26 protein-coding genes are annotated in these 24,011 nt (G+C 75.1%); 12 read left to right on the forward strand and 14 right to left on the reverse strand.

Annotated features, from left to right (window positions below):
• Window positions 1-93 precede the first annotated feature (93 nt).
• The 8 genes from ABZW10_RS19165 to ABZW10_RS19200 are packed head-to-tail and all read left to right on the forward strand — an operon-like array spanning window position 94 to window position 6,234.
• Entirely contained in the window at window positions 94-1,629 is a 1,536-nt protein-coding gene (locus ABZW10_RS19165; RefSeq protein WP_355367107.1) for an ATP-binding protein, read from the forward strand.
• Window positions 1,613-2,026, forward strand: coding sequence for a roadblock/LC7 domain-containing protein (locus ABZW10_RS19170; protein ID WP_355366824.1), 414 nt, complete (start codon window positions 1,613-1,615; stop codon window positions 2,024-2,026). The genes ABZW10_RS19165 and ABZW10_RS19170 overlap by 17 nt, the downstream gene beginning before the upstream one ends.
• A complete protein-coding gene (locus tag ABZW10_RS19175; RefSeq protein WP_355366827.1) occupies window positions 2,023-2,373 on the forward strand; it encodes a DUF742 domain-containing protein in 351 nt (116 codons plus the stop codon). The genes ABZW10_RS19170 and ABZW10_RS19175 overlap by 4 nt, the downstream gene beginning before the upstream one ends.
• A 58-nt stretch (window positions 2,374-2,431) precedes the next feature.
• Window positions 2,432-3,001, forward strand: a complete 570-nt coding sequence (locus ABZW10_RS19180; protein ID WP_355367110.1) for an ATP/GTP-binding protein — start codon at window positions 2,432-2,434, stop codon at window positions 2,999-3,001.
• Window positions 2,998-4,557 (forward strand): cytochrome P450, encoded by a 1,560-nt coding sequence (locus ABZW10_RS19185; RefSeq protein WP_355366830.1) that lies wholly within the window; start codon window positions 2,998-3,000, stop codon window positions 4,555-4,557. Before ABZW10_RS19180 ends, ABZW10_RS19185 begins: the two co-directional genes overlap by 4 nt.
• On the forward strand, window positions 4,554-5,663 hold the full coding sequence (locus tag ABZW10_RS19190; RefSeq protein WP_355366833.1) for a cytochrome P450: 1,110 nt from the start codon (window positions 4,554-4,556) through the stop codon (window positions 5,661-5,663). Before ABZW10_RS19185 ends, ABZW10_RS19190 begins: the two co-directional genes overlap by 4 nt.
• 50 nt (window positions 5,664-5,713) lie before the next feature.
• Window positions 5,714-5,980 carry a hypothetical protein gene (locus ABZW10_RS19195; protein WP_355366836.1) on the forward strand — a complete coding sequence of 89 codons (267 nt, stop codon included), beginning with the start codon at window positions 5,714-5,716 and terminating at the stop codon, window positions 5,978-5,980.
• Window positions 5,981-5,985: 5 nt separating this feature from the next.
• A complete protein-coding gene (locus tag ABZW10_RS19200; RefSeq protein WP_355366839.1) occupies window positions 5,986-6,234 on the forward strand; it encodes a hypothetical protein in 249 nt (82 codons plus the stop codon).
• Here the strand turns inward: ABZW10_RS19200 and ABZW10_RS19205 are convergent.
• Both ABZW10_RS19205 and ABZW10_RS19210 read right to left on the reverse strand, forming a co-directional pair.
• A complete protein-coding gene (locus tag ABZW10_RS19205) occupies window positions 6,224-7,042 on the reverse strand; it encodes an isocitrate lyase/phosphoenolpyruvate mutase family protein (protein ID WP_355366842.1) in 819 nt (272 codons plus the stop codon). The two genes, ABZW10_RS19200 and ABZW10_RS19205, sit on opposite strands and share 11 nt — an antisense overlap.
• A gap of 11 nt (window positions 7,043-7,053) precedes the next feature.
• Window positions 7,054-7,536 (reverse strand): carboxymuconolactone decarboxylase family protein, encoded by a 483-nt coding sequence (locus ABZW10_RS19210; RefSeq protein WP_355366845.1) that lies wholly within the window; start codon window positions 7,534-7,536, stop codon window positions 7,054-7,056.
• Window positions 7,537-7,760: 224 nt separating this feature from the next.
• Here ABZW10_RS19210 and ABZW10_RS19215 point away from each other — a divergent pair, with 224 nt between their 5' ends.
• Entirely contained in the window at window positions 7,761-8,546 is a 786-nt protein-coding gene (locus ABZW10_RS19215) for an NRDE family protein (protein ID WP_355366848.1), read from the forward strand.
• A gap of 22 nt (window positions 8,547-8,568) precedes the next feature.
• On the opposite strand, the gene ABZW10_RS19220 is transcribed toward ABZW10_RS19215, so the two are convergent.
• Window positions 8,569-9,129 (reverse strand): hypothetical protein, encoded by a 561-nt coding sequence (locus tag ABZW10_RS19220; protein WP_355366851.1) that lies wholly within the window; start codon window positions 9,127-9,129, stop codon window positions 8,569-8,571.
• 157 nt (window positions 9,130-9,286) lie between these two features.
• On the opposite strand from ABZW10_RS19220, the gene ABZW10_RS19225 reads away from it, so the two are divergent.
• The gene (locus tag ABZW10_RS19225; protein ID WP_355366854.1) at window positions 9,287-9,757 is read left to right on the forward strand and encodes a HEAT repeat domain-containing protein; all 471 of its coding nucleotides are present in this window, start codon (window positions 9,287-9,289) and stop codon (window positions 9,755-9,757) included.
• Between the two features lie 59 nt (window positions 9,758-9,816).
• Here the strand turns inward: ABZW10_RS19225 and ABZW10_RS19230 are convergent, their stop codons facing one another.
• The 3 genes from ABZW10_RS19230 to ABZW10_RS19240 are packed head-to-tail and all read right to left on the reverse strand — an operon-like array spanning window position 9,817 to window position 12,097.
• Entirely contained in the window at window positions 9,817-10,461 is a 645-nt protein-coding gene (locus ABZW10_RS19230; RefSeq protein ID WP_355366857.1) for a dihydrofolate reductase family protein, read from the reverse strand.
• Entirely contained in the window at window positions 10,458-11,684 is a 1,227-nt protein-coding gene (locus ABZW10_RS19235) for a DUF6596 domain-containing protein (protein WP_355366860.1), read from the reverse strand. The genes ABZW10_RS19230 and ABZW10_RS19235 overlap by 4 nt, the downstream gene beginning before the upstream one ends.
• 41 nt (window positions 11,685-11,725) lie before the next feature.
• Window positions 11,726-12,097, reverse strand: a complete 372-nt coding sequence (locus tag ABZW10_RS19240) for a YciI family protein (protein WP_355366863.1) — start codon at window positions 12,095-12,097, stop codon at window positions 11,726-11,728.
• A gap of 230 nt (window positions 12,098-12,327) precedes the next feature.
• Between ABZW10_RS19240 and ABZW10_RS19245 the strand changes: the two genes are divergently transcribed.
• Window positions 12,328-13,707: an MATE family efflux transporter gene (locus ABZW10_RS19245; RefSeq protein ID WP_355366866.1), complete on the forward strand. Its 1,380-nt coding sequence runs from the start codon at window positions 12,328-12,330 to the stop codon at window positions 13,705-13,707.
• A gap of 12 nt (window positions 13,708-13,719) precedes the next feature.
• Here ABZW10_RS19245 and ABZW10_RS19250 read toward each other — a convergent pair whose 3' ends face one another.
• Window positions 13,720-14,613, reverse strand: coding sequence for a sigma-70 family RNA polymerase sigma factor (locus ABZW10_RS19250; protein WP_355366869.1), 894 nt, complete (start codon window positions 14,611-14,613; stop codon window positions 13,720-13,722).
• 274 nt (window positions 14,614-14,887) lie between these two features.
• Here ABZW10_RS19250 and ABZW10_RS19255 point away from each other — a divergent pair, with 274 nt between their 5' ends.
• On the forward strand, window positions 14,888-16,348 hold the full coding sequence (locus tag ABZW10_RS19255; RefSeq protein WP_355366871.1) for a PLP-dependent aminotransferase family protein: 1,461 nt from the start codon (window positions 14,888-14,890) through the stop codon (window positions 16,346-16,348).
• A gap of 66 nt (window positions 16,349-16,414) precedes the next feature.
• Here ABZW10_RS19255 and ABZW10_RS19260 read toward each other — a convergent pair whose 3' ends face one another.
• From ABZW10_RS19260 to ABZW10_RS19290, 7 genes are all read right to left on the reverse strand, one after another.
• On the reverse strand, window positions 16,415-16,615 hold the full coding sequence (locus ABZW10_RS19260; RefSeq protein ID WP_355366874.1) for a DUF6126 family protein: 201 nt from the start codon (window positions 16,613-16,615) through the stop codon (window positions 16,415-16,417).
• Between the two features lie 32 nt (window positions 16,616-16,647).
• Window positions 16,648-17,319: an XRE family transcriptional regulator gene (locus ABZW10_RS19265; protein ID WP_355366877.1), complete on the reverse strand. Its 672-nt coding sequence runs from the start codon at window positions 17,317-17,319 to the stop codon at window positions 16,648-16,650.
• A 72-nt stretch (window positions 17,320-17,391) separates the two neighbouring features.
• Window positions 17,392-19,131 carry a pyruvate dehydrogenase gene (locus tag ABZW10_RS19270; protein WP_355367113.1) on the reverse strand — a complete coding sequence of 580 codons (1,740 nt, stop codon included), beginning with the start codon at window positions 19,129-19,131 and terminating at the stop codon, window positions 17,392-17,394.
• Between the two features lie 119 nt (window positions 19,132-19,250).
• A complete protein-coding gene (locus ABZW10_RS19275) occupies window positions 19,251-21,662 on the reverse strand; it encodes a glycosyl hydrolase family 65 protein (RefSeq protein WP_355366880.1) in 2,412 nt (803 codons plus the stop codon).
• Window positions 21,662-22,438, reverse strand: coding sequence for a beta-phosphoglucomutase family hydrolase (locus tag ABZW10_RS19280; protein ID WP_355366883.1), 777 nt, complete (start codon window positions 22,436-22,438; stop codon window positions 21,662-21,664). The genes ABZW10_RS19275 and ABZW10_RS19280 overlap by 1 nt, the downstream gene beginning before the upstream one ends.
• Window positions 22,439-22,550: 112 nt before the next feature.
• Window positions 22,551-23,342 carry a VOC family protein gene (locus ABZW10_RS19285; protein ID WP_355366886.1) on the reverse strand — a complete coding sequence of 264 codons (792 nt, stop codon included), beginning with the start codon at window positions 23,340-23,342 and terminating at the stop codon, window positions 22,551-22,553.
• 179 nt (window positions 23,343-23,521) lie between these two features.
• Complete coding sequence (locus tag ABZW10_RS19290; protein ID WP_355366889.1) at window positions 23,522-23,983, reverse strand: SRPBCC domain-containing protein; 462 nt, start codon at window positions 23,981-23,983, stop codon at window positions 23,522-23,524.
• Window positions 23,984-24,011 lie beyond the last annotated feature (28 nt).

The raw sequence follows: 24,011 nt of genomic DNA on the forward strand, positions 1-24,011 counted from the left end.
GCGCTCTTGACGGGATATCGACGATATCCGGTCACTTGGCGAGATCCGTTCACACCTTCGTAGGATCATCACCCTAGAATTCGCCGCGTGACGATGACTCAGTGGTGCGCGGCGGCAACAGGCGTGCTGGCCGTCCTCGCCCTCGTGGCCGCCGCCCGCTACCGCGCGGTCGCCGCCACCCAGCGCCGCCGGGTCGGCCGGGAGCAGCGCGAGAACGCCGCCCTGCGGGAGCGGCTCGCCACCGAACTCTCCCGGCGCGGCGCCGAACTGGCCGCCGTCCAGCACGAACAGGAGCTCACCGCCTCCACCCAGCGGGCCTTCCTCAGCGTGGCCCGCCGGATCCTCGTGATGGCGCACGACCAGCAGGCCCTGCTGGACGAGATGGAGCGCACCCACGACGACCCGGCCCTGCTGGAGGGCCTGCTCAAGGCCGACCACGCCGCCGCCCAACAGGCGCGCCTGGCCCAGACCCTGGCCGTGCTCTGCGGCGCCCGGGCCGGCCGCCACTGGCCGGAGCCGGTCTCGCTGGAGGACGTCGTGCGCGGCGCCCAGTCGCGCATCCTGCCCTTCCAGCGGGTGATGATCCGCAGCCGGATCGAGACCGCGGTGGTCGGCGCCGCCGCCGAGGCGCTGATCCACGCGGTGGCCGAGCTGCTGGACAACGCCACCCGCTACTCCCCGCCCAGCACCCAGGTGTTCGTCACCCTGATGCCCGTGCACAACGGCGCCGTCATCGAGATCGACGACGGCGGCGTCGGCATGCCCGAGCAGGCCGTGGCCAAGGCCTCCGCCGCGCTGGCCGGCGGCTCCACCGTCGAGATCTCCCGGCTCGGCGAGGTGCCGCAGCTCGGCCTGGCGGCGGTCGGCCGGCTCGCCGAGCAGTACGGGTTCCGGGTCACGCTCAGCTCCGCGCCCTCGCCGTACGGCGGGGTGCGGGTCGTGGTGCTGCTGCCGAACGCGCTGCTCACCGAACCGCTGCCGCCGACCGTGCCGGGCTTCGGCGTGGAGGACGCGGTGTTCGGGGGCGGCCCGCGCCGCCCCGGCCCGCCACCGGCCGGACCGGCCCGGGGCGCCGGCTACGGGGCCCCGCCGGCGCGGCCCGGCCAGGGCGCGACCGCCCCGTACGACCCGGCGGGGGCCGTCGGCCACCCGCCCGTGCACCCGCATGCCGCCGACGGATCGCCGGCGTTCGCCCCGCCCGCCGCGAACCCGGCGTTCGCCCCGCCCGCCGCCGACGCCCCCGCGTACGGCACCACCCCGCCGCCGCTGCCCCGCCGGAACCACCGGCGCGGCCGAGCCGCCACCCGGCTCTCGGCCAACGCCGCCACGCCGCCGGCTCCGCCGTACCGCTCGGCGCAGCAGGCGCAGGCGTTCATGTCGATGTTCCAGGCCGGTACCGCCAGCGGCCGCTCGGCCGCCCGGGCCAACTCCCAGGCCCAGACGGCGTACCGGCCCCAGGCCGAAGCCCCTTCGCAGGACCGGGCCCGCCCCCGCGACCCGTTCGGCCAGGACCCGGGCCGGGTCCGTCCCTCGGGCCACTCCCCGGCCCCGGCCCCGCACGACCCTTCCCTTCCCCCTTCCCCCCAGCTTCCCCAGCGTTCCGGAGAGTTCCATGACCACCAACCCTGACCTCGGCTGGCTGCTCGCCGACATCATCAACGTCCCCGAGGTCCAGCACGCCGTCGTGGTGTCCAACGACGGCCTGGAGATCGGGCGCAGCGAGGGCATCGTCCGCGAGGACGCCGAGCGCCTCGCCGCCGCCTGCTCCGGCCTGCAGTCGCTGGCCCGCGGCGTCGCCCAGGGCTTCGGCGGTCACCACAGCTCCACCCGGCAGATCATCATCGAGTACGGCGGCGGCTACCTCTTCATCGTCGCCGCCGGCGCCGGCGCCCACCTGGCCGTGGTGACCGGCGAGGCCGTCGACGCCGGCCTGGTCGCCTACCAGATGCAGGTCCTCGTCGAGCGGATCGGCACCCATCTCACCAGCCCGCCGCGCGCCGACCTCGCGGCGGGGGGCCACCGGTGAGCGGCGGCCCGGTCCGCCCCTACGTCATCACCGGCGGCCGCAGCCGCTCCACCCGCCCCGAGCTGGCGATCGAGAGCCTGGTCAGCGCGTTACCGGAACAACCCGAACTCCCCGAGGACGCCCTGCTCAACCGCGAGCACCAGCGGATCGTCGACCTCTGCCGCAGCCTGCTGTCGATCGCCGAGGTGGCGGCCCACCTGGGGCTGCCGCTCGGCGTCGTCAAGGTGCTGGTCGGCGACCTCTGGGACCTCGGCGCCGTCCAGGTGCTCCCGCCCGTCCCGCAGGCCGAGCGCCTGCCCACCACTCTCCTGGAAGAGGTGCTCGTTGGCCTCCGCCAACTCCGCTGACGCGCTCGCCGGGCCGCCCGCCGCCGAGCCCTTCGGCCCGCCCGCCGAGCCCCAGTACCTGCCGCCGTCCGTCCAGGGCGCGGTGAAGATCCTGGTCACCGGCCCGTTCGGGGTCGGCAAGACCACGCTGGTCGGCTCGCTCAGTGAGATCACCCCGCTGCGCACCGAGGAGACCATGACGGCCGCCAGCGCCGGGGTGGACGACCTGACCGGGCGCGGCGACAAGACCACCACCACGGTGGCGCTGGACTTCGGGCGGATCACGCTCAACCGGCGGCTCGCGCTGTACCTGTTCGGCACGCCCGGCCAGCAGCGGTTCTGGCCGCTCTGGGACGACCTGTCGCGCGGCGCGCTCGGCGCGATCGCGATGGTCGACCTGCGCCGTCCGGACGAGAGCTTCGACGTGCTCGGGCGGCTGGAGGAGCAGCAGATCCCGTTCGCGGTCGCGGTCAACACCTTCCCGGACGCGCCCAGTTACCCGGAGGAGGAGCTGCGCGCCGCGCTGGACCTGCTGCCCGGGGCGCCGATCCTGCACTGCGACGCACGGGACCGGCGGGCGGCGTACGACCTGCTGATCGACTTCGTCGACCACCTGCACCGCACCGCCGTACTGGAGCTGCAGAGATGACCGTTCCCGAGCCCGCCGGCACGGCCGCCGTCCCGCCGCCGGGGTGCCCGGCCCACGCGGGCGGGGCCGCGACCCATCACGCGACGCTGCCCGTCGGGGTGCCGCTCACCCCGCTGTACGGCGCCGCCGTCGCCGACGACCCGCACGGCCTGTACGCCCGGCTGCGCGCCCAGTACGGCCCGGTGGCGCCGATCGAGCTGGAGCCCGGGGTGGAGGCCTGGCTCGTCCTCGGCTATCCCGAGCTGCTCGAACTCACCCGCAACGAGGCGCTGTTCTCCAAGGACTCGCGCCGCTGGCGGGTGCCGGCCGAGGGCCGGCTGGCCCCCGACTCGCGGCTCCAGCCGATGACCGCCTGGCGGCCCACCCTGCTCAACCTGGACGGCGCCGAGCACCAGCGGCTGCGCGCCGCCGTCGCCGACACGCTCGCCCGGATCGACCACCGTCAGCTGCGCGGGACCACCGAGTCCTCCGCCGACGCGCTGATCGACAGCTGGGGTCCGGACGGCACCGCCGACCTGGTCACCCAGTACGCGCGCCGGCTGCCGCTGCTGGTCTTCACCCAGCTGCTCGGCCTGCCCGCCGACGCCGGTCCGCACCTCATCCGGCTGATCAGCCACATCGCCGACAGCGGCGCCGAATCGGTGCGCGCCAACCAGGAGTTCCAGGCGATCGTGGTCGACCTGGTGCAGCGCCGCCGGGCCACGCCCAGCGCCGACCTGACCTCCTGGCTGCTGGCCCACCCGGCCGCGCTGTCCGACGAGGAGGCGGTGCACCACCTGGTGGTGATGATGGTCGCCGGCAACGAGACCACCATCTGCTGGACCGGCAACACGCTGCGGCTGCTGCTCACCGACCGCCGGTTCCGGGCCACCCTCACCGGCGGGCGGCTGACCGTCGCCGACGCGCTGGAGGAGGTGCTCTGGCGCGACCCGCCGACGCAGAACTTCCCCGGCCGCTGGGCCACCGCCGACACCGTGCTCGGCGGCCGGCACATCAGCCAGGGCGACATGCTCGTGCTCGGCCTGGCCGCGGCCAACGCCGATCCGGCCGCCCAGGCCCCCGGGGCGGCCGGGCACGCCGCGCTCGGCAGCAACCGGGCGCACCTGGCCTGGGGCGCCGGCAAGCACGTCTGCCCGGCCCAGCACCCGGCCCGGATCATCGTCGAGACCGCCGTCGAGACCCTGCTGCACCGCCTGCCGGACCTCCAACTGGCCGTACCGGCCCATGAGCTGGCCTGGCGGCCGTCGCCCTGGTCGCGCGCCCTGGTCAGCCTTCCGGTGCTCTACAGCGCCTTCACCCCGCCCCGCCCGCCAGCCCCCGAGAGGCCCTCCGCATGGACACCGCCGCAGCTGCCGTACCCGGCTCCGGAAGACCTGGACCCGAGCGACCCGGGCCCGGTGCACCCGGCCTCGGTGGAGGAGACGGCGTCGGCCGGCCCGGGCCCGTCCGGCTCGACGCCCTCGGACGCGACCAGCACGGGGAGAACGCCCGCCTCCGGGAAGCCGGCCCGGCGGTCCTGGTGGAGCTCCCTGGCGGGGTGGTGGTCTGGGCAGTGACCCACCACGACACCCTGCAGGAGCTGCTCGCCGACCCCCGGGTCGGCAAGGACCCGCAGCTGTGGACGACGTTCCGGGAGGGGCGGCTGCCCGAGGGCTGGCCGCTGATCACCTTCGTCACCGTCCCCGGCATGATCACCGCCGACGGCGAGGACCACCGCCGGCTGCGCGGCCTGGTCACCCAGGCGTTCACCCCACGCCGGGTCGCCGCGCTGCAGCCCGCCGTCGAGGCCCGGGCCACCGCGCTGCTCGACCGGATCGCCGAACTGGCGGGCGGGTCTCAGGGCGGGTCTCAGGGCGGGCCGGAGGGTGGCTTCGACCTGCGCGAGCACTTCGCCTACCCGCTGCCGATGCACGTGATAGGCGAGCTGCTCGGCCTGCCGCCCAAGCAGCAGGACGAGCTGCACGAACTCTCCGACACTCTGGTCTCCAGCTCCGCCACCCCCGAGGCCGCCGTCGCCGCGCAGCGCTCGCTGTTCGCGCTGCTCGCCTCGGTGGTCGCCGCCAAGCGGGCCGAGCCCGGCGACGACCTCACCACCGCCCTGATCGCCGCCCGCGAGGACGACGACCGGCTCAGCGAGAGCGAGCTGGTCGGCACCCTGCTGCTGATGCTGGTGGCCGGCCACGAGACCACGCTCAACCTGATCACCAACGCCGTCCGCGCCCTGCTCGCCCACCCCGAGCAGCTGCGGCTGGTGCTGGACGGCACGGTGCCGTGGTCGGCGGCCGTCGAGGAGACGCTGCGGTACGACTCGCCGGTCGGGCAGTTCCCGCTCCGCTACGCGACCGAGGACATCCCGGTCGGCGACACGGTGATCCGGCGGGGCGAGGCGCTGCTCGCCTCCTACGCGGCCGCCGGGCGCGACGACGCCCACTTCCCGGACGCGGACCGCTTCGACCTCACCCGGCAGCCGAACCGGCACCTGTCCTTCGGGCACGGCCCGCACTTCTGCCTCGGCTCCGGGCTCGCCCGGCTGGAGGCCGAGACGGCGCTGCGGCTGCTGTTCGAGCGCTTCCCCGCGCTGGCGCTCGCGGACGGGCCGGCGCCGGAGCCGATCGGCTCGTTCGTCAGCAACAGCGTGCGGACGCTGCGGGTGACCGTCTGAGCCCCGTCGCCGCCGAGTGACCGAGGGCGGCCCGGGTCGTTGGGGGGTTCATGAAGAAACTCGCCGCCCTGGCCGCCCTCACCCTGGCCGGTCTCGCCGCCGCCGCGCCCGCCGCGTCCGCCGCCACCTCCACCGCGTCCTCCCCCGACGCGCTCGGTGGCCTGTCCAACGGGCTCACCCTGTCCCCCGCCGACCTCGTCATCCACAAGGCGAAGGATCTGCCGCTGGTCGGCAAGGCCGCCACCGAGATCGAGGCCATCGGCACCGGTCAGATGACCCACCCGGGCCTCAGCGGCCAGATCGGGCAGGGCTTGTGACCGGCGTGCGGCGGCCCGCGGCGCTCGTGCTGGGCGCGCTGGCGCTGGCCGTCGCGCCGGCGCCCGCGTTCGCCTCCGCGCCCGCGGACGCGCCGGTACCCGCGCCCGCCCGGGACTTCGGCGCCGCCGCGACCTGCCTCCAGGAGGTGGCGGTCGTCCCGGCGCTCGGCAGCCACGCCGCCGGACCCACCCGCTGCTCCGGCGGCACCGCGCTCGACCACGTCGCGGGAACGGTGGGCTCGCTCACCCGGTGACGTAGAGCCTCTGCAGCTCCCCGTAGTCCAGCCCGCCGTCGAGCGCGGTGTACGTCCCGCCCGTGTACACCTCCTCGGCGGCGCGGCGCACCGCCGCGTACGCCGCCTTCGCCAGGCCCGGCCCCAGGCTGACCCGGGCCACGCCCAGCGCCGCCAGCTCCGGCACCGACGGCGAGCCCGGTCCCGCCAGCACGTTCAGCGGCGCCGGCACGGCCTCGACCAGCGCGGCGATCACCGCCGGGTCGGCCACCCCCGGCACGAACACGCCGTCCGCGCCCGCCTCGACGTAGGCCCGCAGCCGGGCCACCGCCTCGTCCAGACGCCCCTCCGGCGCGCCGAGCCGCCGCAGGAAGACATCGGTGCGGCCGTTGACGAACAGCGGCACACCGGCCGCGTCCGCCGCCGCCCGGGCCGCCGCGATCCGCTCGGCCGCCTCGGCCGCGGGCCGGTCGCCGTCCTCCAGGTTGACGCCCACCGCGCCGGTGGCGAGCAGTTCGGCGACCGTCCCGCCGACGCCGGCGGCGGTGTCGGCGAACCCGCTCTCCAGGTCCGCGGTGACCGGCAGCGCCACGGCCGCGCGGACCACCAGCGCGGTCTGCGCCAGCACCGCGTCCCGGTCGGCGGCGTCGCCGTCGGCGCTGCCGAGCGCCCAGCTGACGCTCGCGCTGGCGGTGGCGAGGGCCGGCGCCCCGGTGGCCGCGACCAGGCGGGCGCCCAGCGCGTCCCACACGTTCGCGAGCACCAGCGGTGCGCCGGGGCGGTGGAGTTCGTGCAGGCGGCGGGCCTTGTCGCGCTGTTCGGTGCTCATCGCCGCGGCCCCTACTTCGCGGCCGGGCTGAGCCGGGAGGTCACGCCGATCCGGTTCCAGGCGTTGATGGTGGTGATCACCGCGATCAGCTGGGCCAGCTCGGCCTGCTCGAAGTGGGCGGCGGCCTCGGCGTAGACGGCGTCCGGCACGTGCCCCTGGGTGAGCAGGGTGACCGACTCGGTCAGCGCGAGGGCCGCGCGCTCCCTGGCGGTGAACCAGGAGGTCTCGCGCCAGGCGGGGAGGGAGAGCAGGCGGTGCTGCTGCTCGCCGTTCTCGAGCGCGTCGGTGGAGTGCATGTCGATGCAGAACGCACAGCCGTTGATCATCGAGGCGTGCACCTTGACCAGCTCGGCGAGCACCGGGTCCAGGCCCTGCCGAGCGGCGCGCTCCAAGGCGATCATCGCCTTGTAGTAGTCGGGTGCCAGGTCGGGAAGGGAGATCCGCTGCGCCGGGGCTGACACGGTGGCTTCGGTGCTGTCGTTCGTCGTCGTCATGCCCCCCAGCCTAGGAACCCGGCGGCCCACTGTCCCGGTACGTTCGGCCACCGGAATCATGGGCCACTTCGCACACCGCGGCCGGGACGTGGGCAGGGAGTGTGGCACGACCGGACGGTCGGGCGGAAGAGCGCGACCGCTCCCGGTCGGCGAACGGGCGTGCGAGGATCGCGGGGAGGGTGGTGCGGACGAGGTCAGGGGGACGGGACGTGTGCACGGCGTTCGTGAGCATCGAGCCGACGGCGGCGGTGCCGGTGCTGCTGCTGTCGGTGCGGGACGAGTACGCCGGACGGCGGTGGGCGCCGCCCGGGCGGCACTGGCCCGCGCAGCCGTCGGCCGTCGGCGGACTGGACCTGGTCGCGGGCGGAACCTGGCTCGCGGTGGAGCCGGGCGGTCCGGGGCCTGTCGCCGCGTGCCTGCTGAACGGTTTCGGCACCCTGGCACCGGCCCAGGCGCGGCTGTCGCGCGGTGAACTGCCGCTGCTCGCCGTCCGGGGCGGCCGGGCCGGCGACCTGGACCTCGACCGCTACGACCCGTTCCACCTGGTGGTCGTCCGACCCACCGGCGCCCGGGTGCTGAGCTGGGGCGGGAGCGGCAGCCGGCTCGCCGAGGTGGAGCTGCCGACCGGTCTGAGCGTCGTCCTCAACGACGGGCCGGAGGGACTGGCCGAGAACCGCACCGCCTCCGAGCGGATCCGCACCCTGATGGCCGCCCGCGCCGCCCGTTTCCGGGCCCGCTTCACCGCCGAACCCCGGCCGCAGCCGCACCCCGGCGCCGCGACCGCCGAGCAGGCGTGGGGCCGCTGGCTGCCGATCGCCACCGGCGACGGGTTGGCGCTCGACGACCCCGCCGCGCTGGTCCAGCGGCGCGAGTTCGGGGACGGCCGGATCTGGGGCTCGTCCTCGATCTCGCTGCTGGCCCTCGGCGCCGGGACCGTCCGCTACGACTTCGCCGCCCTCCCCGTGGAGCCGGACGGCGCCGACGAGGGCTGGCGGCGGGTGGAACTGTAGGCGCGGGCCGGGGTGGACCGGCTCAGTCGTGCAGCGTGACGCCGGGCAGTGGACCGCCGGCGGCGTCGAACAGCGGGGCCCCGCACTCGCACTGTTCGCCGGCCAGGGTCTCGGTCGGCGGCAGCTCCCAGACCAGCATCTGCGAGCAGCTCGGGCAGTTCAGGCTGACCAGGGTCCCTTCGGGTTCCGAGCCCCAGGCCCGCACCGGAAGGTCCTCGTGCGTCAGCCCGGCCAGCTCGCGCCCACCGGTCAGCGCGACCAGCAGCTCGTAGGTGTCGGTGCCGTCCTCCCACACCGCGAGCGTGCAGCCGAGGTCCGTCAGCACCCCGGAGAGGTGGTCGAGCTGGCGGACCGGGAAGTCCCCACGGTTCAGCGTCGGACCGGCCTCGGCCGCGCGGTAGAGGTCGCCGGTGTCGACGCCCGCCGGATCCACCCCGAAGGCCCGCAGCCGCCCGGCCACGAACGCCGCCAGCTCGCCCGGGGTCTCCTCGCCGGACCAGTCCATGCCGAACATCACGCCGCCGACCCGGACCCCTCGCGCACGCTCGTCAGGGGTCAGGACCAGTTCTTCCAGCTCCGTCATGATGATCACGCTATCCCCGCCGTGACGGCGCAGGAAGCCGGCGGGCCCGAAACCCTTTGCCGGGAGCACCGTTCGTCGTCACCCTGGGGGGATGCTGGGATTCGTCAGAACGGACAACGAAGCCCTCGTCTCGTGCTTGGGCGATGCACAACGCACTGTGGCGGCGTACCGGGAACTGCTGCGCCGCGGCGACCAAGCGCTCGACGCGATCCGCGGCGGGCTCTCCCACGAGGACGCCGCGGTCCGCGAAGGGTGCTGCCGGCTCCTCGACCACCTGGTCGACGTCGACTCCATGGACCAACTGATCACCATGGCCGACGATCCCGACGCCCGCGTCCGGATCGCCGCGTTCCATGCGCTGGCCTGTGACCGCTGCAAGGGCGACACCTGTGCGCCGGGCGCGGACCGGGTTCTCGCGCCCGGGATCCGGCATCTGGCCGCCGATCCCGATCCGCACGTCCGGGCCAGGGCCGTCGAGCTCGTCGGCAAGTTCGTTCACACCAGCGCGGACGCCCTGGCGGCCCTGCGCTCGGCGCAGGCCCACGACCCCAGCCCGACCGTCCGGAAGGTGGCCGGCTGGTACGTCCCCGGCGGGAGCATCCACCGGCGCACCCGCCCGAGGGCGTAGCGCCTCGCCGGCCACGGTGGCGCGGGGGCCCCGGACTGCCCGGGGCCCCGACCTCCGTCCTACTTCCGCCAGAACAGGTGGTGCGTCACCCCGCTCGGGCTGGGCACGACGTCCAGGTGGAAGCGGTCGCGCAGCTCGTCCGGGGACTCCCAGAGCTTCAGCCCGGTCCCGAGCTTCACCGGCGAGACCGCCACGTGCAGGGTGTCGACCAGGTCGGCGTCCAGGAACTGCCTGATCGTGGTCACCCCGCCCCCCAGGCGGACGTCCTTGCCCCGGGCCGCCTCCTTCGCCTGCCCCAGGATCGCGGCCGGGTCGCCCTCGACGAAGTGGAACGTGGTGTCGGAGAGGGTGATCGAGGGCCGCGGGTGGTGGGTCAGGACGAACACCGGGGTGCGGAACGGCGGCTCGTCCCCCCACCAGCCCTGCCACTCCAGGTTCTCCCAGGGGCCGCGCTGGGGGCCGAACTTGTTGCGGCCCATGATCTCGGCACCAATGTTGCGGGCGTAGTCGCGGGTCAGGTAGTCGTCCAGCCCCCGGCTGCCGCCCGGGTCGGTGCGCATCGGCCAGCTCGCCGTGGCGCCGGCCCAGGAGAACAGCTCCTCCGGCCGGACGTGGCCGAACGGCCGCTCCAGGGTCTGGTCCTCGCCGGCGCCGATGCCGTCGGCCGAGACGTTGAAGTTCTGGACCCGCAGAAGTTGACTCATGTGTTCCTCCGATCCGCGCCGGCCTGCAGCCGGCGGGCGTTCTCGGTCAGGTGGCGGCGTTCCGGGGCGCTGGTGGCACGGCGGGCGGCTTCGCGGTAGACGTCCGCCGCCGTCGGGTCGCCGAGGAGTTCCAGGAGGTGCGCCCGGGTGGCGAACAGGCGGTGGTGGCGGGCGAACCGCTTGTCCGCCTCCAACGGGGCGAGGGCGGCCAGCCCGGCCTCCGGTCCCCCGACCATCGCCAGCGCCACCACCCGGTTGAGGGCGATGAAGGGGTTCTCGCCGAACCGGGCCAGCAGCAGGTCGTAGAGCACCAGGATCTGCGGCCAGTCCGTCGACCCGGCGTCCGGCGCCTCGTCGTGGACGGCCGCGATCGCCGCCTGGAGCTGGTACGGACCCACCCGGCCGCGCGGGAGGGTGCGGCTGACCAGCGCCACCCCCTCCTCGATCAGCGCGGGGTCCCACAGCGAACGGTCCTGCTCCGCCAGCGTCACCAGCTCCCCGCCCGGCCCCGTGCGCGCCGGACGGCGGGCGTCCGTGAGCAGCATCAGGGCGAGCAGGCCCGCCGTCTCGGCGTCGTCCGGGACCAACCGGAGCAGCAGACGGGTCAGGCGGATCGCCTCGGCGGAGAGTTCCGGCGCGGTGAGGTCGTCGCCGCTGCTCGCCGTGTAGCCCTCGTTGAAGATCAGGTAGAGCACCTGGCGGACCTCGGCGAGCCGTTCCGAGAGCTGCCCGGCGGGCAGCCCGGCGGTCCGGACGGTCTGCTTCGCCCGGCTGATCCGCTGCGCCATCGTCGCCTCCGGCACCAGGAACGCCGCCGCGATCTGCGTCGTGCCGAGGCCGCCGACGACCCGCAGGGTGAGCGCGATCCGGCTGGGTGCGGACAGGTCCGGGTGGCAGCAGAGGAAGAGCAGGTGCAGCGAGTCGTCCCGGTCGGCGGCGGGCGCCGCGTCCGGCGGGGGGCTGAGCAGCGCGGACTGCGGTGTGGCGAGGAGCAGCGCGTCCTCGCGGCGCCGGCGGGCCGCCTCGCTGCGCACGGCGTCGGTCAGCCGCCGTCCGGCGACCGTCACCAGCCAGCCCCGCGGGTTCTCCGGCATCCCCTCGACCGGCCACTGGGTGGCGGCCGCCAGCAGCGCCTCCTGGACGGCGTCCTCGCAGGCGTCGAACTGTCCCCGCCCGTGGCGGCGCACCAGCGCCCCGAGGGCCTGGGGCGCGAGATCGCGCAACAGGCCCTCCAGGCCCCCCGGGGCGGGCGGCCGGCCGCCGTTCACACGTCCGCCGAGGGGGCCGGGGACTCGTGCAGGATCGGCCACAGCTCGACCGGCTCGACGTCCGCGAACGGCATGTCGGCGGCGATCTGCTGGGCGCGCTCCAGGCTCTCGCAGTCCAGCAGGTAGAAGCTGGCGATGTACTCCTTGGTCTCCAGGTACGGCCCGTCGGTGACCGCCGGCAGACCGTCCGCGCGCCGCACCAGCTGGGCCGCGGCGGCGTCCGCCAGCCCGTAGGCGCCGAACAGCTCGCCGGTCTCCCGGTACTTGGTGTTGAACGCCTCCTGCTTGGCGATCGCGGCCGGCCACTCCTCGGCCGGGAACGCGTCCCACTTCGCCTGGTTGCCGTAGATCATGGCGACGTACTTCATCTCGGGTGTCCTCCCGTCCCGCGTGCCCCTCGCGGCACGCTCTCACCCCTCGGTCGGAGCGGACCGCCGGGGTCTCGACATCCATCGGCAAGATTTCCCGACATCTTTTCCCACCTCGGCGCCGGGCGCTCCGGAGACGGGCGGCGGGTGCGTCCGGGCTTCCGTGCGGGGCCGGAAATTCGGCATGCTCGGCGGACGACGTGCGAATCGTGCGAACGGGCGGGGGAGCCATGACACAGACGACCGTGCCGCCGCCGACCGTCCGCCGGATCGCGGGCTTCGCCGCGCCCGTCGCGCTGAGCGAGGCGATCGCCCTCGGCGCGCAGTTCGCGGTGGCGGCGATGCTGGGCGCGGCCGGCGGGCACGCGCTCTACCTGCGGTCGCTCTACACGCCGGTCGCCTTCCTGCTGGTGGCGCTGAACGTCGGCCTCTCGACCGCACTCCAGGTGGTGGCCGCGCGCGCCACCGGGAGCGGGCGGCGCGCCGAACTGCCCGGCCACCTCGCCGCCGCGGCACGGCTCGGCGCGGGCTGCTACCTGGTGTGCGGCGTCGTCGTCCTGGCGGGCGCCGGGCCGCTGGGGGCGCTGCTCGACGTGCCCGCCGCCGACCGGACGCCGTTCCTCGCCCTGCTGGCCGCGATGGTGGCGGTGAACGCGGTCGGCGCGCTGGGCGAGCTGTGCGCGGCCGTGCTGCGGGGCTCCGGCGCGACCGGGCGGGGGATGCTGCTGACGCTCACCTCGGCGGGCCTGCTGCTGGCCGGGGTCGGCGGGCTGGGGCTCGGGGCGGGCTGGGGGCTGGCCGCGCTGCCGGTCTCCGCCCTGGTGGCCGGGGTGGTGGAGCTGCTGCTCGGCGCGGTGCTGCTGCGGCGGGCGGGACTGCGGCGGGCGTCATGGCTGCGGGCGGCATCGCTGCGACGGGCCGCCGGGGGCCGGGAAGAGGGCAGCCGGGGCGAGGTGCGGGCGGCGGCGCTGTCCGTCGGGGTGCCGGTCGGTGCCTCGTTCCTGCTGCTCTGTGCCGTCAACCTGGCCATGCTGCGCGTGGTCTCCCCGTTCGGCCCGGGCGCGGTGGCCGGGTTCACGCTCGGCTCGACGCTGCAGAGCGCGGTGGTCGTCCCGGCCGTGGGGTTCGGCTCCGCGATCGCGATCCTGGTCAACCAGGCGGCCGCGGCCGGTGACCGGACCGCCGCCCGGCGGGCCGTGCGTTCCGGCGGCCTGCTGACCGCGGGCTGCTACCTCGGCGTGACGGCGGTGCTGTGGACGGCGGGCGCGCCGCTGGCCGCCCGGCTCTCCGACGACCCGGCCACCGCCGGGCAGGCCGTGCGCTTCCTCCAGCTGGCCGGGCCGTCGTTCGGCTGCACGGCGCTGGCGCTGACCGCGCTGACCCTGCTGGAGCAGACCGGACACGGCATCGTCGCGTTCGCGCTGAACCTCGTGTACTTCGGCGCCGTGATCGCCGTGGGCGGGCGGCTGAGCGCGGCCCGGCACTCCACCGACCCGCTGTACCTGACCATGACGGCCGGGGCCTGTCTGGGCGTCACGGTCTGCTGGACGGTGCTGTGGTGGCTGCTCCACCGGCGGCCGGACCGCCGGTGGAGCAGCCACCCGGAGTGAGGGCCCCGGGTGTCAGGCCGCCGACAGGCCGAGGCGCTCCAGGCGCTCCGGGTCGGTGAAGATGTTCAGCTCGACGATCCTGCCGCCGCGCACCGTGAACGCGGCGAGCGAGACCGGGCGGCCGTCGGCGAACGCGGCCACCGCCGGCTCGCCGTTGACCAGCACCGGGCGGGACTCCCCGGCGAACTGCGTGCCGAAGAGGCTCGCCCCGGCCGCCACCTCGTTCGCCCCGCGCCGGAAGGTGGCCGGGCGCAGGGCGCCACCGTCGGAGCGGGCCACCACGTCCGGGTCGAGGACGGTGAGCAGCGCGTCGAAGTCCCCGCCGCGGGCGGCGGCCAGGAACGCCTCCACCACCTCCCGGCGCAGCGCCAGATCGGCGTCCGGCACGGGCGCGGCCCCCTGGACGCGGCGGCGGGCCCGGCTGGCGAGCTGGCGGGTGGAGGCGGAGGTGCGGCCGAGGATCGGGGCGATCTCGTCGAACGGCACCGAGAACAGGTCGTGCAGCACGAACGCCAGCCGCTCCGCCGGGGCCAGCGTCTCCAGCACGATCATCAGCGCGATGCCGACCGAGTCGGCGGTGAGGATCTCCTGCTCCGGGTCGACGGCCCGCGCCCCGCCGATGATCGGATCGGGCAGCCGGACCTCCCGGCCGTCCTGCTCCTGCAGCGGGTCCTCGCGCCGGGCGACGCGGGAGCGCAGCAGGTCCAGGCAGACCCGGCCGGTCACGGTGGTCAGCCAGCCGCCCAGGTTGACGACCCCGCCGACGTCCGTACGGCTCAGCTTGAACCACGTCTCCTGGACGGCGTCCTCGGCCTCGCTGAGCGAGCCGAGCATCCGGTAGGCGACCGCCCGGAGATGGGACCGGTGCTGCTCGAAGCGCTCGGCCAGAAGGTCTTCCCCGTTCATCTGCCACACCCTCGCGTCGGGATCCGTCGGTTCACTGACGGACGTTAGCCGCTCCTCGTGACGCGAACACGCGCGCACCGGGCCGGCGTGGGCCGCGGGCCGACGTGGCCGGGCCGCCGGAGGGGCGCCCCGCGGCCGGGTCGCCGTCTTCGCTGTGGAACCGCCGAACTCCCGTCCTGGTAGGCCGTGTTCGCCATCCCCCACCGCGGTCGTGCGTCGGGCGCGATGCATCGGACCATCCGGGGGCGGCGGGGGTTGCGGCGATAATCCCGCCATGAGCCGCCCCCGAACCACCCGCGCCGCCGCCCCCTGGACCGCGTTCGGCGGAGACCTGCACCTCGACCTCGGCGAACGCCGCGCCGCCGGGGCCGGACTGCGCGCGGCCCTGGAGGACGCGCTGCGCGAGGCCGTCCAGGACGGGCGGCTCGCACCCGGCACCCGGTTGCCGTCCTCCCGGGCGCTCGGCGAGGACCTCGGGATCGCCCGGAACACCGTCGTCGAGGCGTACGGGCAGCTGACCGCCGAAGGCTGGCTCAGCTCCCGGCAGGGCTCCGGGACGACGGTCGCCGAACGCCCCGCGCCCCGGCCCGCCGGCCGCACCGTCGAGGTGGCGGCGGGCCGCCGCCCCACCGGGCGGCACGACCTGCTCGCCGGGCGGCCGGACCTCTCGCTGTTCCCCCGCACCGCCTGGCTGGCCAGTGCCCGCCGGGCGCTGGCCGTCGCCCCGCACGAGGCCTTCGACTACGGCTCCCCGCTGGGGCGGATCGAGCTGCGCCGGGCGCTCGCCGGCTACCTGGCCCGGGTGCGGGGCGTGCGCACCGATCCGGACCGGCTGCTGATCTGTGCCGGCTTCGGCCAGGGCCTCGGCCTGCTGGCCACCGCCCTGCGCGAACGCGGGGCCGGGCGGGTGGCCGTCGAGACGTACGGGCTGCCGCCGCAGCGGGACGTCCTGCGGGCGGCCGGGCTCGGCCTCGCGCCGCTGCCGCTGGACTGCGCCGGGGCGCGGACGGACCTGCTGGCCGGGCTGACCGGGGAACGGGTCGGGGCGGTGCTGCTCACCCCCGCGCACCAGTTCCCGACCGGCGCCGCCCTGGCCGCCGAGCGCCGCTCGGCCGCCGTCCGCTGGGCCCGCGAGCACGACGGGTACGTGATCGAGGACGACTACGACGGCGAGTTCCGCTACGACCGGCAGCCGCTCGGCGCGATGCAGGCGCTCGACCCGGACCGCGTGGTGTACGGCGGCACCGCCGCCAAGAGCCTCGCGCCCGGTCTGCGGCTGGCCTGGCTGGCACTGCCCGACGAACTGGTCGAACCGGTCAGCCGGCTCAAGGACCTGGCGGACACCATGAGCCCGGTGATCGACCAGCTCACCTTCGCCGAACTGATCACCTCGGGCCGCTACGACCGGCACGTGCGGCGCTGCCGGCTGCACTACCGGCGGCGCCGGGACCTCCTGGTCGCGGCGCTCGCCGAACGGGCCCCGCACGTCCGGGTCACCGGAATCGCCGCCGGGCTGCACGCCGTCCTGGAGCTGCCGCCCGGCTCCCGCCCGGAAGCGGAGCTGGTGAGCCGCGCCCGCGCCGCCGGCCTGGTCCTCACCGGCCTCGGCTGGTACCTCACCGAGCACGCCGCCGCGGACGCCCCGCCGGCCCTGGTCGTCGGCTACGCCACCCCGCCCGACCACGCCTTCCCCGCCGCCCTCGACGCCCTCTGCGCGGTGCTGCGCACGGCCTGAGGCACCCGCGTCGCGGCAGGCCGGAGGCCGCCGGGGGTGGGCCTCGGCGGCCTGGGGCGGAAGGGGTTACTTGTTGCGGCTGCCCAGTTCGAACAGGAGCATGATGAAGCCGGCGAAGATGTGGATGCCGGCGGTGTAGATCACCAGGCGGTGGTAGACGCGACGGTTGGCCCACTTGCCCGCGTCCATGGTCTTCGGCGCGTTCTCGTCCCTGGTGTCCGGGGCGGGCAGGGCGGTCGCGGCGGGGGTTGCGGCGGTCTCGGCCATCGGGATCATCCTCCGGGTTTCCTGACGTCGGGTCAGTGGTGCGGGGCGGCGGGGCCGCCACCGAGGCAGAGTTCGCCGCCGGGGCTCTGCAGCAGGGTGTGCATGAAGAGCAGTTCGACTCCGGACGAGGAGTCGGCGGCGATGCAGTGCGGGGTGAGCGAGTCGAAGTGGGCGGAGTCGCCCTCCTCGAGCAGGTGGACGCGTTCGCCGAGGGTCAGCTTCAGCCGGCCCTGGAGGACGTACAGCCATTCCTCGCCGGGGTGGACGCGGACCACGGCGTCCTGCACGCCCGGGGGGACGTGCACGCGCAGCGCCTGCATGGCCCGGCCGGGGGCGCCGGTGCGGCGGTAGCCCCAGCCGCCGGCGCGACCGGGTTCGATCGCGCCGCCGCGCACCACCGGGTCCGGCTCGGTGTAGGTCTCGCCGAGCAGGCCGGAGACGGAGGTGCCGTAGGCGCGGGCGAGGCCGAGCAGGACGGGCAGTGAGGGCTGCCGGCGTCCGGTCTCCAGTCGGGACAAGTAGGCTGGGGACAGACCGATCCGGGCGGCGGCGACCTCCAGGGTGAGGCGGCTGCCGAGCCGGTGGTCGCGCAGCCGCGCGGCGAGGCCGGCCACCTCCTGCAGCTCGTGCTCCTCGACGGGGGCGACGGGGGCGGCGGGGGCGGTGGAAGCCTCGGGCTGGGGACCGGCTGGGCTGGTGGTCATGTGTCCAGTGGACACCTCGCGTGCCGCCTGGGCAATTTTCTTGCCTCTTAGGCAAAGCCGCGTGTGAGACCGCTACGGACGGGGAATGTTCCTGAGGTTGGACCGGGCCAGGTCGATCATCCGGCCGACGCCGCCGGAGAGCACCGTCCGCCCGGCGGCCAGCGCGAAGCCCTTCACCTGGGCGGCCGTGATGTGCGGCGGGATGGACAGCGCGTTGGCGTCGGTGACCACGTCCACCAGCGCCGGGCCGGGCCGTTCCAGCGCCTCCGCCAGCACCTCCCGCACCCGGGCCGGCTCGGTGACCCGCTTGGCCGGGATGCCCATCGCCCGGGCGATCCCGGCGTAGTCGACGTCGCCGTTGTCGATCTCCGACTCCGGGTAGCCGGAGACCAGCATCTCCAGCTTGATCATGCCGAGCGCGCCGTTGTTGAAGACCACCGTCTTCACCGGCAGCCGGTGCTTGGCCACCGAGAGCAGCTCGCCGAGCAGCATCGACAGGCCGCCGTCGCCCGCCATCGCCACCACCTGGCGCCCGGGGAAGGCGAGCTGGGCGCCGATCGCGTGCGGCAGCGCGTTGGCCATCGAGCCGTGCAGGAAGGAGCCGATCACCCGGCGGCGGCCGTTGGGCTGCAGGTACCGGGCGGCCCAGACGTTGTTCATGCCGGTGTCGACGGTGAACACCGCGTCGTCGGCGGCCACCTCGTCCAGCACCGAGGCCACGTACTCGGGGTGGATCGGCAGGTGCTTCTCGATGTCCTTGGTGTACGCGCCGACCACGCCCTCCAGGGCGCGGCAGTGGCGGCGCAGCATGTCGTCCAGGAACGAGCGGTCGCGCTTCTGCTCCAGCAGCGGCAGCACGGCGCGCAGGGTGGCCGAGACGTCGCCGTGCACCGCGAGGTCGAGGGCGGTGCGGCGGCCGAGCCGGGTGGCGTCGTGGTCGACCTGGACGGTGCGGGCCTGGGGCAGGAAGGAGTCGTACGGGAAGTCGGTGCCGAGCAGCACGACGAGGTCGGCGGAGTGCAGCGCCTCGTGGCAGGCGCCGTAGCCGAGCAGTCCGCTCATCCCGACGTCGTACGGGTTGTCGTACTGGATCCACTCCTTGCCGCGCAGGGAGTGCCCGACCGGCGCGTGCAGGACGGCCGCGACCTCCAGCACCTCGGCGTGCGCGGAGCGGACGCCGGCGCCGCAGAACAGGGCGACCCGGTGCGCCCTGTTGAGCGCGCCCGCGAGCTCCTGCACCTGGGACCAGGGCGGGGCGGCGACGGCCTGCTCGGTGAGGTAGTGGCTGGTACCGGTCGGACGGGTGGCGGAGAGCGCGGCGACGTCGCCGGGGAAGGCCAGCACGGAGACGCCGCGGGCGCCCAGCGCGTGCTGGATCGCGACCCGCAGCAGGCGGGGCAGCTGGCCGGGGGTGGAGAGCATCTCGCACCAGCTGCTGCAGTCGGTGAACACCCGTTCGGGGTGGGTCTCCTGGAAGAAGCCGGTGCCGATCTGGCCGGAGGGGATGTGCGAGGCGAGGGCGAGCACCGGGACGCCGCTGCGCTGGGCGTCGTAGAGGCCCTGGATGAGGTGGGTGTTGCCGGGGCCGCAGGAGCCGGCGCAGACCGCGAGGCGGCCGGTCAGCTCGGCCTCGGCGGCGGCCGCGAAGGCGCCGGCCTCCTCGTTGCGGACGTGCACCCAGCTGATGCCCTCCGCCCGGCGGATCGCGTCCACGACGGGGTTGAGGCTGTCGCCGACCACGCCGTAGACGCGTTCGACCCCGGCCTGCCGGAGCACCTCGACCATCTGCTCGGCGACACTCACCACGGGGATCTCCTGACGCCGGGGACGCGCGACACCAGCACCGTCCGTCGGCGCCGGACCCCCCGCACCCGGGGTGGGCCGGACGGGTGAGGGGGGCCGGGGCCCGCGGGGGCGGGGCGGTGGCGGTGCTACTCGGCGGCGAGGTGGTCGGGGCCGGAGGTGATCCGGCCGGTGGAGAGGCCCGCCTGGGCCTGGCGGCGGGCCGGTTCGCGGCCGGGGGGCTGGCTGCAGCGCTCCTGGGCGGGCGGGGTGGTGGTGGGCACCGAGACCGGGCGGCCCGCCTTCACCTGGACCGTCTCGCCGTCGTGCCGCAGGTGGATCACCTCGCCCCGGCGCAGCGTGTAGGTGGTCCGGTCGTGGTCGATCTCCACCCCCAGCAGCTGCCCGCGGACCAGCAGCGAGAAGCTGAGCCGCATCAGCCCGATGGGCAGCCGGGGCCGGAACCAGAGCACCTCGCCGTGGTCGCGCAGCCCGCCGAAGCCGGCCACCAGGGCGATGCAGGCCCCGGCGAGCGAGGCCATGTGCAGGCCGTCGCGGGTGTTGCCGCCGAGGTCGTGCAGGTCCATCAGGGCGGCCTCGGCGGTGTAGTCGTACGCGAGGTCGAGCTGCCCGACCTCGGCGGCGATCACCGCCTGGGTGCAGGCGGAGAGCGAGGAGTCGCGGACGGTCAGCCGTTCGTAGTAGGCGAAGTTGCGGGCCTTCTGCTCGTCGGTGAAGGCGTCGCCGCGGACCTGCATGGCGAGCACCAGGTCGGCCTGCTTGACCACCTGCTTGCGGTACAGGTCGAAGTACGGGTAGTGCAGCAGCAGCGGGAAGTTCTCCGGCGGGGTGTTCTCGAAGTCCCAGACCTGGTGGTCGGTGAAGCCGTCGGCCTGCGGGTGGACGCCGAGGTTCTCGTCGTACGGGATGAACATCGCGGCCGCGGCGTCCCGCCAGGCGGCGGTCTCCTCGGTGTTGACGCCGAGTTCGGCGGCCTTGCCCGGGTGCCGGGCGGCGGCCTCGGCGGCGGCGCGCAGGTTCGTCTGCGCCATGAGGTTGGTGTAGACGTTGTTGTCCGCGACGGCGCTGTACTCGTCCGGGCCGGTGACGCCCTCGATGCGGAACCGGCCGACGGAGTCGTGGTGGCCCAGCGAGCGCCACATCCGGGCGGTCTCGACGAGCAGTTCCAGCCCGTAGTCCCGCTCGAACTCGGTGTCCCCGGTGGCGCGGACGTAGCGGGCGGCGGCGGCCGCGATGTCCGCGCCGATGTGGAAGGCGGCGGTGCCGGCCGGCCAGTAGCCCGAGCACTCCTCGCCGCGGATCGTCCGCCACGGGAACACCGCGCCGGCCAGGCCGAGTTGGACGGCCCGGTCGCGGGCCAGCGGGAGCGTGGTGTGCCGCCAGCGCAGCGCCTGGTTGACGGCGGCCGGCAGGCAGTAGGTGAGCACCGGCAGTACGAAGGCCTCGGTGTCCCAGAAGCTGTGGCCGTCGTAGCCGGGACCGGTCAGCCCCTTGGCGGGGATGGCGCGTTCCTCGCTGCGGGCACCGGCCTGGAGCACGTGGAAGACGGCGAACCGGACGGCCTGCTGGAGTTCGACGTCGCCCTCGATCTCGATGTCGCTGGTCTCCCAGAACTCGTCGAGGAATTCCCGCTGTTCGGAGACCAGACCGTCCCAGCCGGTGTACCGGGCGGCGGTCAGCGCGGCCTCGACCTGGTCCCGGACGGCCGGCAGCGAGCGGGTCGCCGACCAGCCGTAGGCCATGAACTTCACCAGCCGCAGCCGCTCGCCGGGGTTCAGCACGGTGGTGACGCTGATCCGGCAGTGGTCGGCCTCCGCCTCGGCGACGGTGTCCAGCCGCTCCGGGCCCTCGATCACGTGGTCCATGCCGGCCGCGACCCGGATGCCGCTGTAGCGGGTGCGGTGGACCAGCACCGCCTTGGTGCCGCCCGCGTGGTTGACCTCGGCGAGCAGCGGGGCCTCCAGCACGGCGGCGGCCCGCGGGTCGCCCTCGGGGCCGCCGGGCAGCTGCTCGTTGGCGACCAGCTCGCTCTGCAGCACGATCCGCACCGGGCCGTCCACCGCCTCGACGGTGTACTCGACGGCGGCGACGGCCCGTTGGGTGAGCGAGACCAGCCGGGTGGAGTCGACCTTGATGGTCCGCCCGGCCGGGGAGGTCCACTCGGCGGAGCGCCGCAGCAGGCCCTCGCGGAAGTCCAGCCAGCGCCGGTGGCTGAGCAGTTCGCCGTAGCGCAGGTCGAAGGGCTCGTCGTCGACCAGCAATCGGATGATCTTGCCGTTGGTGACGTTGATGACGCTCTGGCTGGACTCCGGGTAGCCGTAGCCGCCCTCGCCGTAGGGCAGCGGGCGCAGTTCGAAGACGCCGTTGAGGTAGGTGCCGGGCAGGCCGTGCGGCTCGCCCTCGTCGAGGTTGGCGCGCAGGCCGATGTGGCCGTTGGAGAGCGCGAAGACGGATTCGGCGCGGGCCGGCGAGGTGAGGTCGAGGCCGTGTTCGACGACCTGCCAGGGGTCGACGGCGAAGGGCTGCTCCTGTCCGCTCATCACGACGACGCCTCCGGCTTCTCGGGCTGCTGCGGGTGGTCGGGAATCAGCTCGGCGAGGTCGCGGACGACCACGGTGGCGCCGTCGCGGCGCAGTTCGGCGGCCTGGCCGGTGCGGTCGACGCCGACCACCGCGCCGAAGCCGCCCGCCCGGCCGGAGGCGACCCCGGCCAGCGCGTCCTCGAACACGGCGGCGTGCGCGGGCTCGACGCCCAGTGCCCGGGCGGCGGCCAGGTAGGTGTCCGGCGCGGGCTTGCCCGGCAGGCCCTCGCGCTTGGCGACGACGCCGTCCACGATCACGTCGAAGAAGCCCTCGATGCCCGCCGCCCGCAGCACGTCCCGGCAGTTGGCGCTGGACGAGACGACGGCGGTGGGCAGGCCGAGCGCGCGCAGCCGGCGCACATAGGCGACCGAGCCGTCGTACGGGGCGACGCCCTGCTCGCGGATCATCCGCAGCACGGTGTCGTTCTTGGCCCGGCTCACACCGTGCACGGTGCGGGCGCCCGGCGGGTCGTCGTCGGTGCCCTCGGGCAGGTCGACGCCCCGGCTGTGCAGGAAGGAGCGGGTGCCGTCGAGTCTCGGCCGCCCGTCCACGTGGGCGTCGTAGTCGGTGACGGCGTCGAACGGGGTGAACGGCCCGCCGGTGCGGGCCGCTTCGGCCCGCAGGAAGGCGTCGAAGGTGTCCTTCCAGGCCGCGGCGTGCACCGTGGCGGTCTGGGTGAGCACCCCGTCGAGGTCGAAGAGGAAAGCGCGGATGTCGTCCGGTAGCCCCAGCATGGGTGCAGTCTCCCCCGTCCGCGCGCGCCGTGCCGCCCATTCCCGGCGGCGCGTCGCGGGAACGGGCGGCGGTTCGTTCGACACGGGCCGGGGGGCGGCCGGAACCGGCCGCTCAGGGCGAGTCCGGGGTGGAGGTGACCGAGAAGACCGCGCCCTGCGGGTCCCGCACCACGGCCATCCGCCCGGCCTGCATGTCGAACGGCGGCTGGATCACCGAGCCGCCGGCCTTGACCAGGGCGTCCACCGTGGAGTCGGTGTCGTCCACCGAGAAGTAGGCCATCCAGTGCGAGGGCGTGCCCGGCGCCAGGTACCCGGCGACCGGCTGCATGCCGCCCACGGTGTGGTCGCCGACGTTGAGCGAATAGAAGCCCTCCATGCCCTGGATGGTCCCCGGGCGCAGCCCGAACGCCTGCTGGTAGAAGCGGCCGGCCGCGGCGGTGTCGGTGGTGTTGAGCTCGTTCCAGACCAGCGCGCCGGGCTCGTTGACGATGCCCGCGCCGATGAACTCCAGCTTCTGCCAGACGCCGAACACCGCGCCGGTCGGGTCCGCGGCGACCAGCATCCGGCCGGTGCCGCCGACCTCCACCACCGGGTGGATGATCGCACCGCCGGCACCGACGACGGCCAGCGCGGCGGCGTCGGCGTCGTCCGTGGCGAGGTAGGTGGTCCAGGAGACCGGCGGCAGCGGCTGCCCGGACTCCCCGGCCTCGGAGCGGGACATGATCCCGGCGACCGGCTTGCCGTTCAGCGAGCACACGGCGTAACCGCCGAACTCGGCCGGGCCGACCTCGCCCTGCCAGCCGAACAGGTCGCGGTAGAAGTCGAGCGCGGCCTGCTGGTCGCTCGTCGTCAGGTCCACCCAGCAGGGGGTGCCGGGCTTGTACGGTGCGGTGACTACGGGCATTCCTTGGCCTCCAAGCGATGGTCGTCCGCCGCGGGGCCGCCGGGGCGGCGCGGGCGGTGGGGCCGCGCGGCCGACGGCCGTACACCGCCCACGATCGCCGGGCCTCCGCGATCCCGCCACCGGACGGCGTCCCGGCGGGTCGCCGCCGGCCGGACGCTCACCGGCGGACCTGCGGGCGGTCACGGCGCGTGGTGGTGGCCGCCCTCGGTGAACAGCGGCCGCGGCTCGCCGCTCTGCGCGTAGTCCTTGAGCCGGACGAGCAGCTGCGCCCAGGTGCCGGCCACCAGCGGCACGCCCTCCTCGCTGCCGGGCTGCCAGCCGCCGTGCCGCAGCAGCAGCCGGGTGCGGTGGCCGGGCTCGCCGCGTTCGTCGGGCCGGTCGGCGAGGTCCCAGCTGATCCAGGTGCCGGCCCAGTGCGGCGGGAAGGCCCCGGCGTTCGTCCACACCACCCGGTCCGGGCCGGTGCGCTCACGCCGCAGCCGGTAGGGCTCGGGGTCGTCCGGGAGGTCGAACAGCAGCACGTCGTCCTCCCGCTCCACATCGGTCGTCCACCAGGAGGTCAGCCCGTCGTGGGTGGTCAGCGCGGCCAGCACGACGGCCGGCGGTGCGGCGATGTCGAGCTCCAGGGCGATCTCGGCCATGGTTCCGCCTTTCGGGCCTGCGGCTCCC

Origin of the sequence: Kitasatospora sp. NPDC004723, assembly GCF_040609255.1 — a bacterium.
GTDB lineage: Bacteria > Actinomycetota > Actinomycetes > Streptomycetales > Streptomycetaceae > Kitasatospora.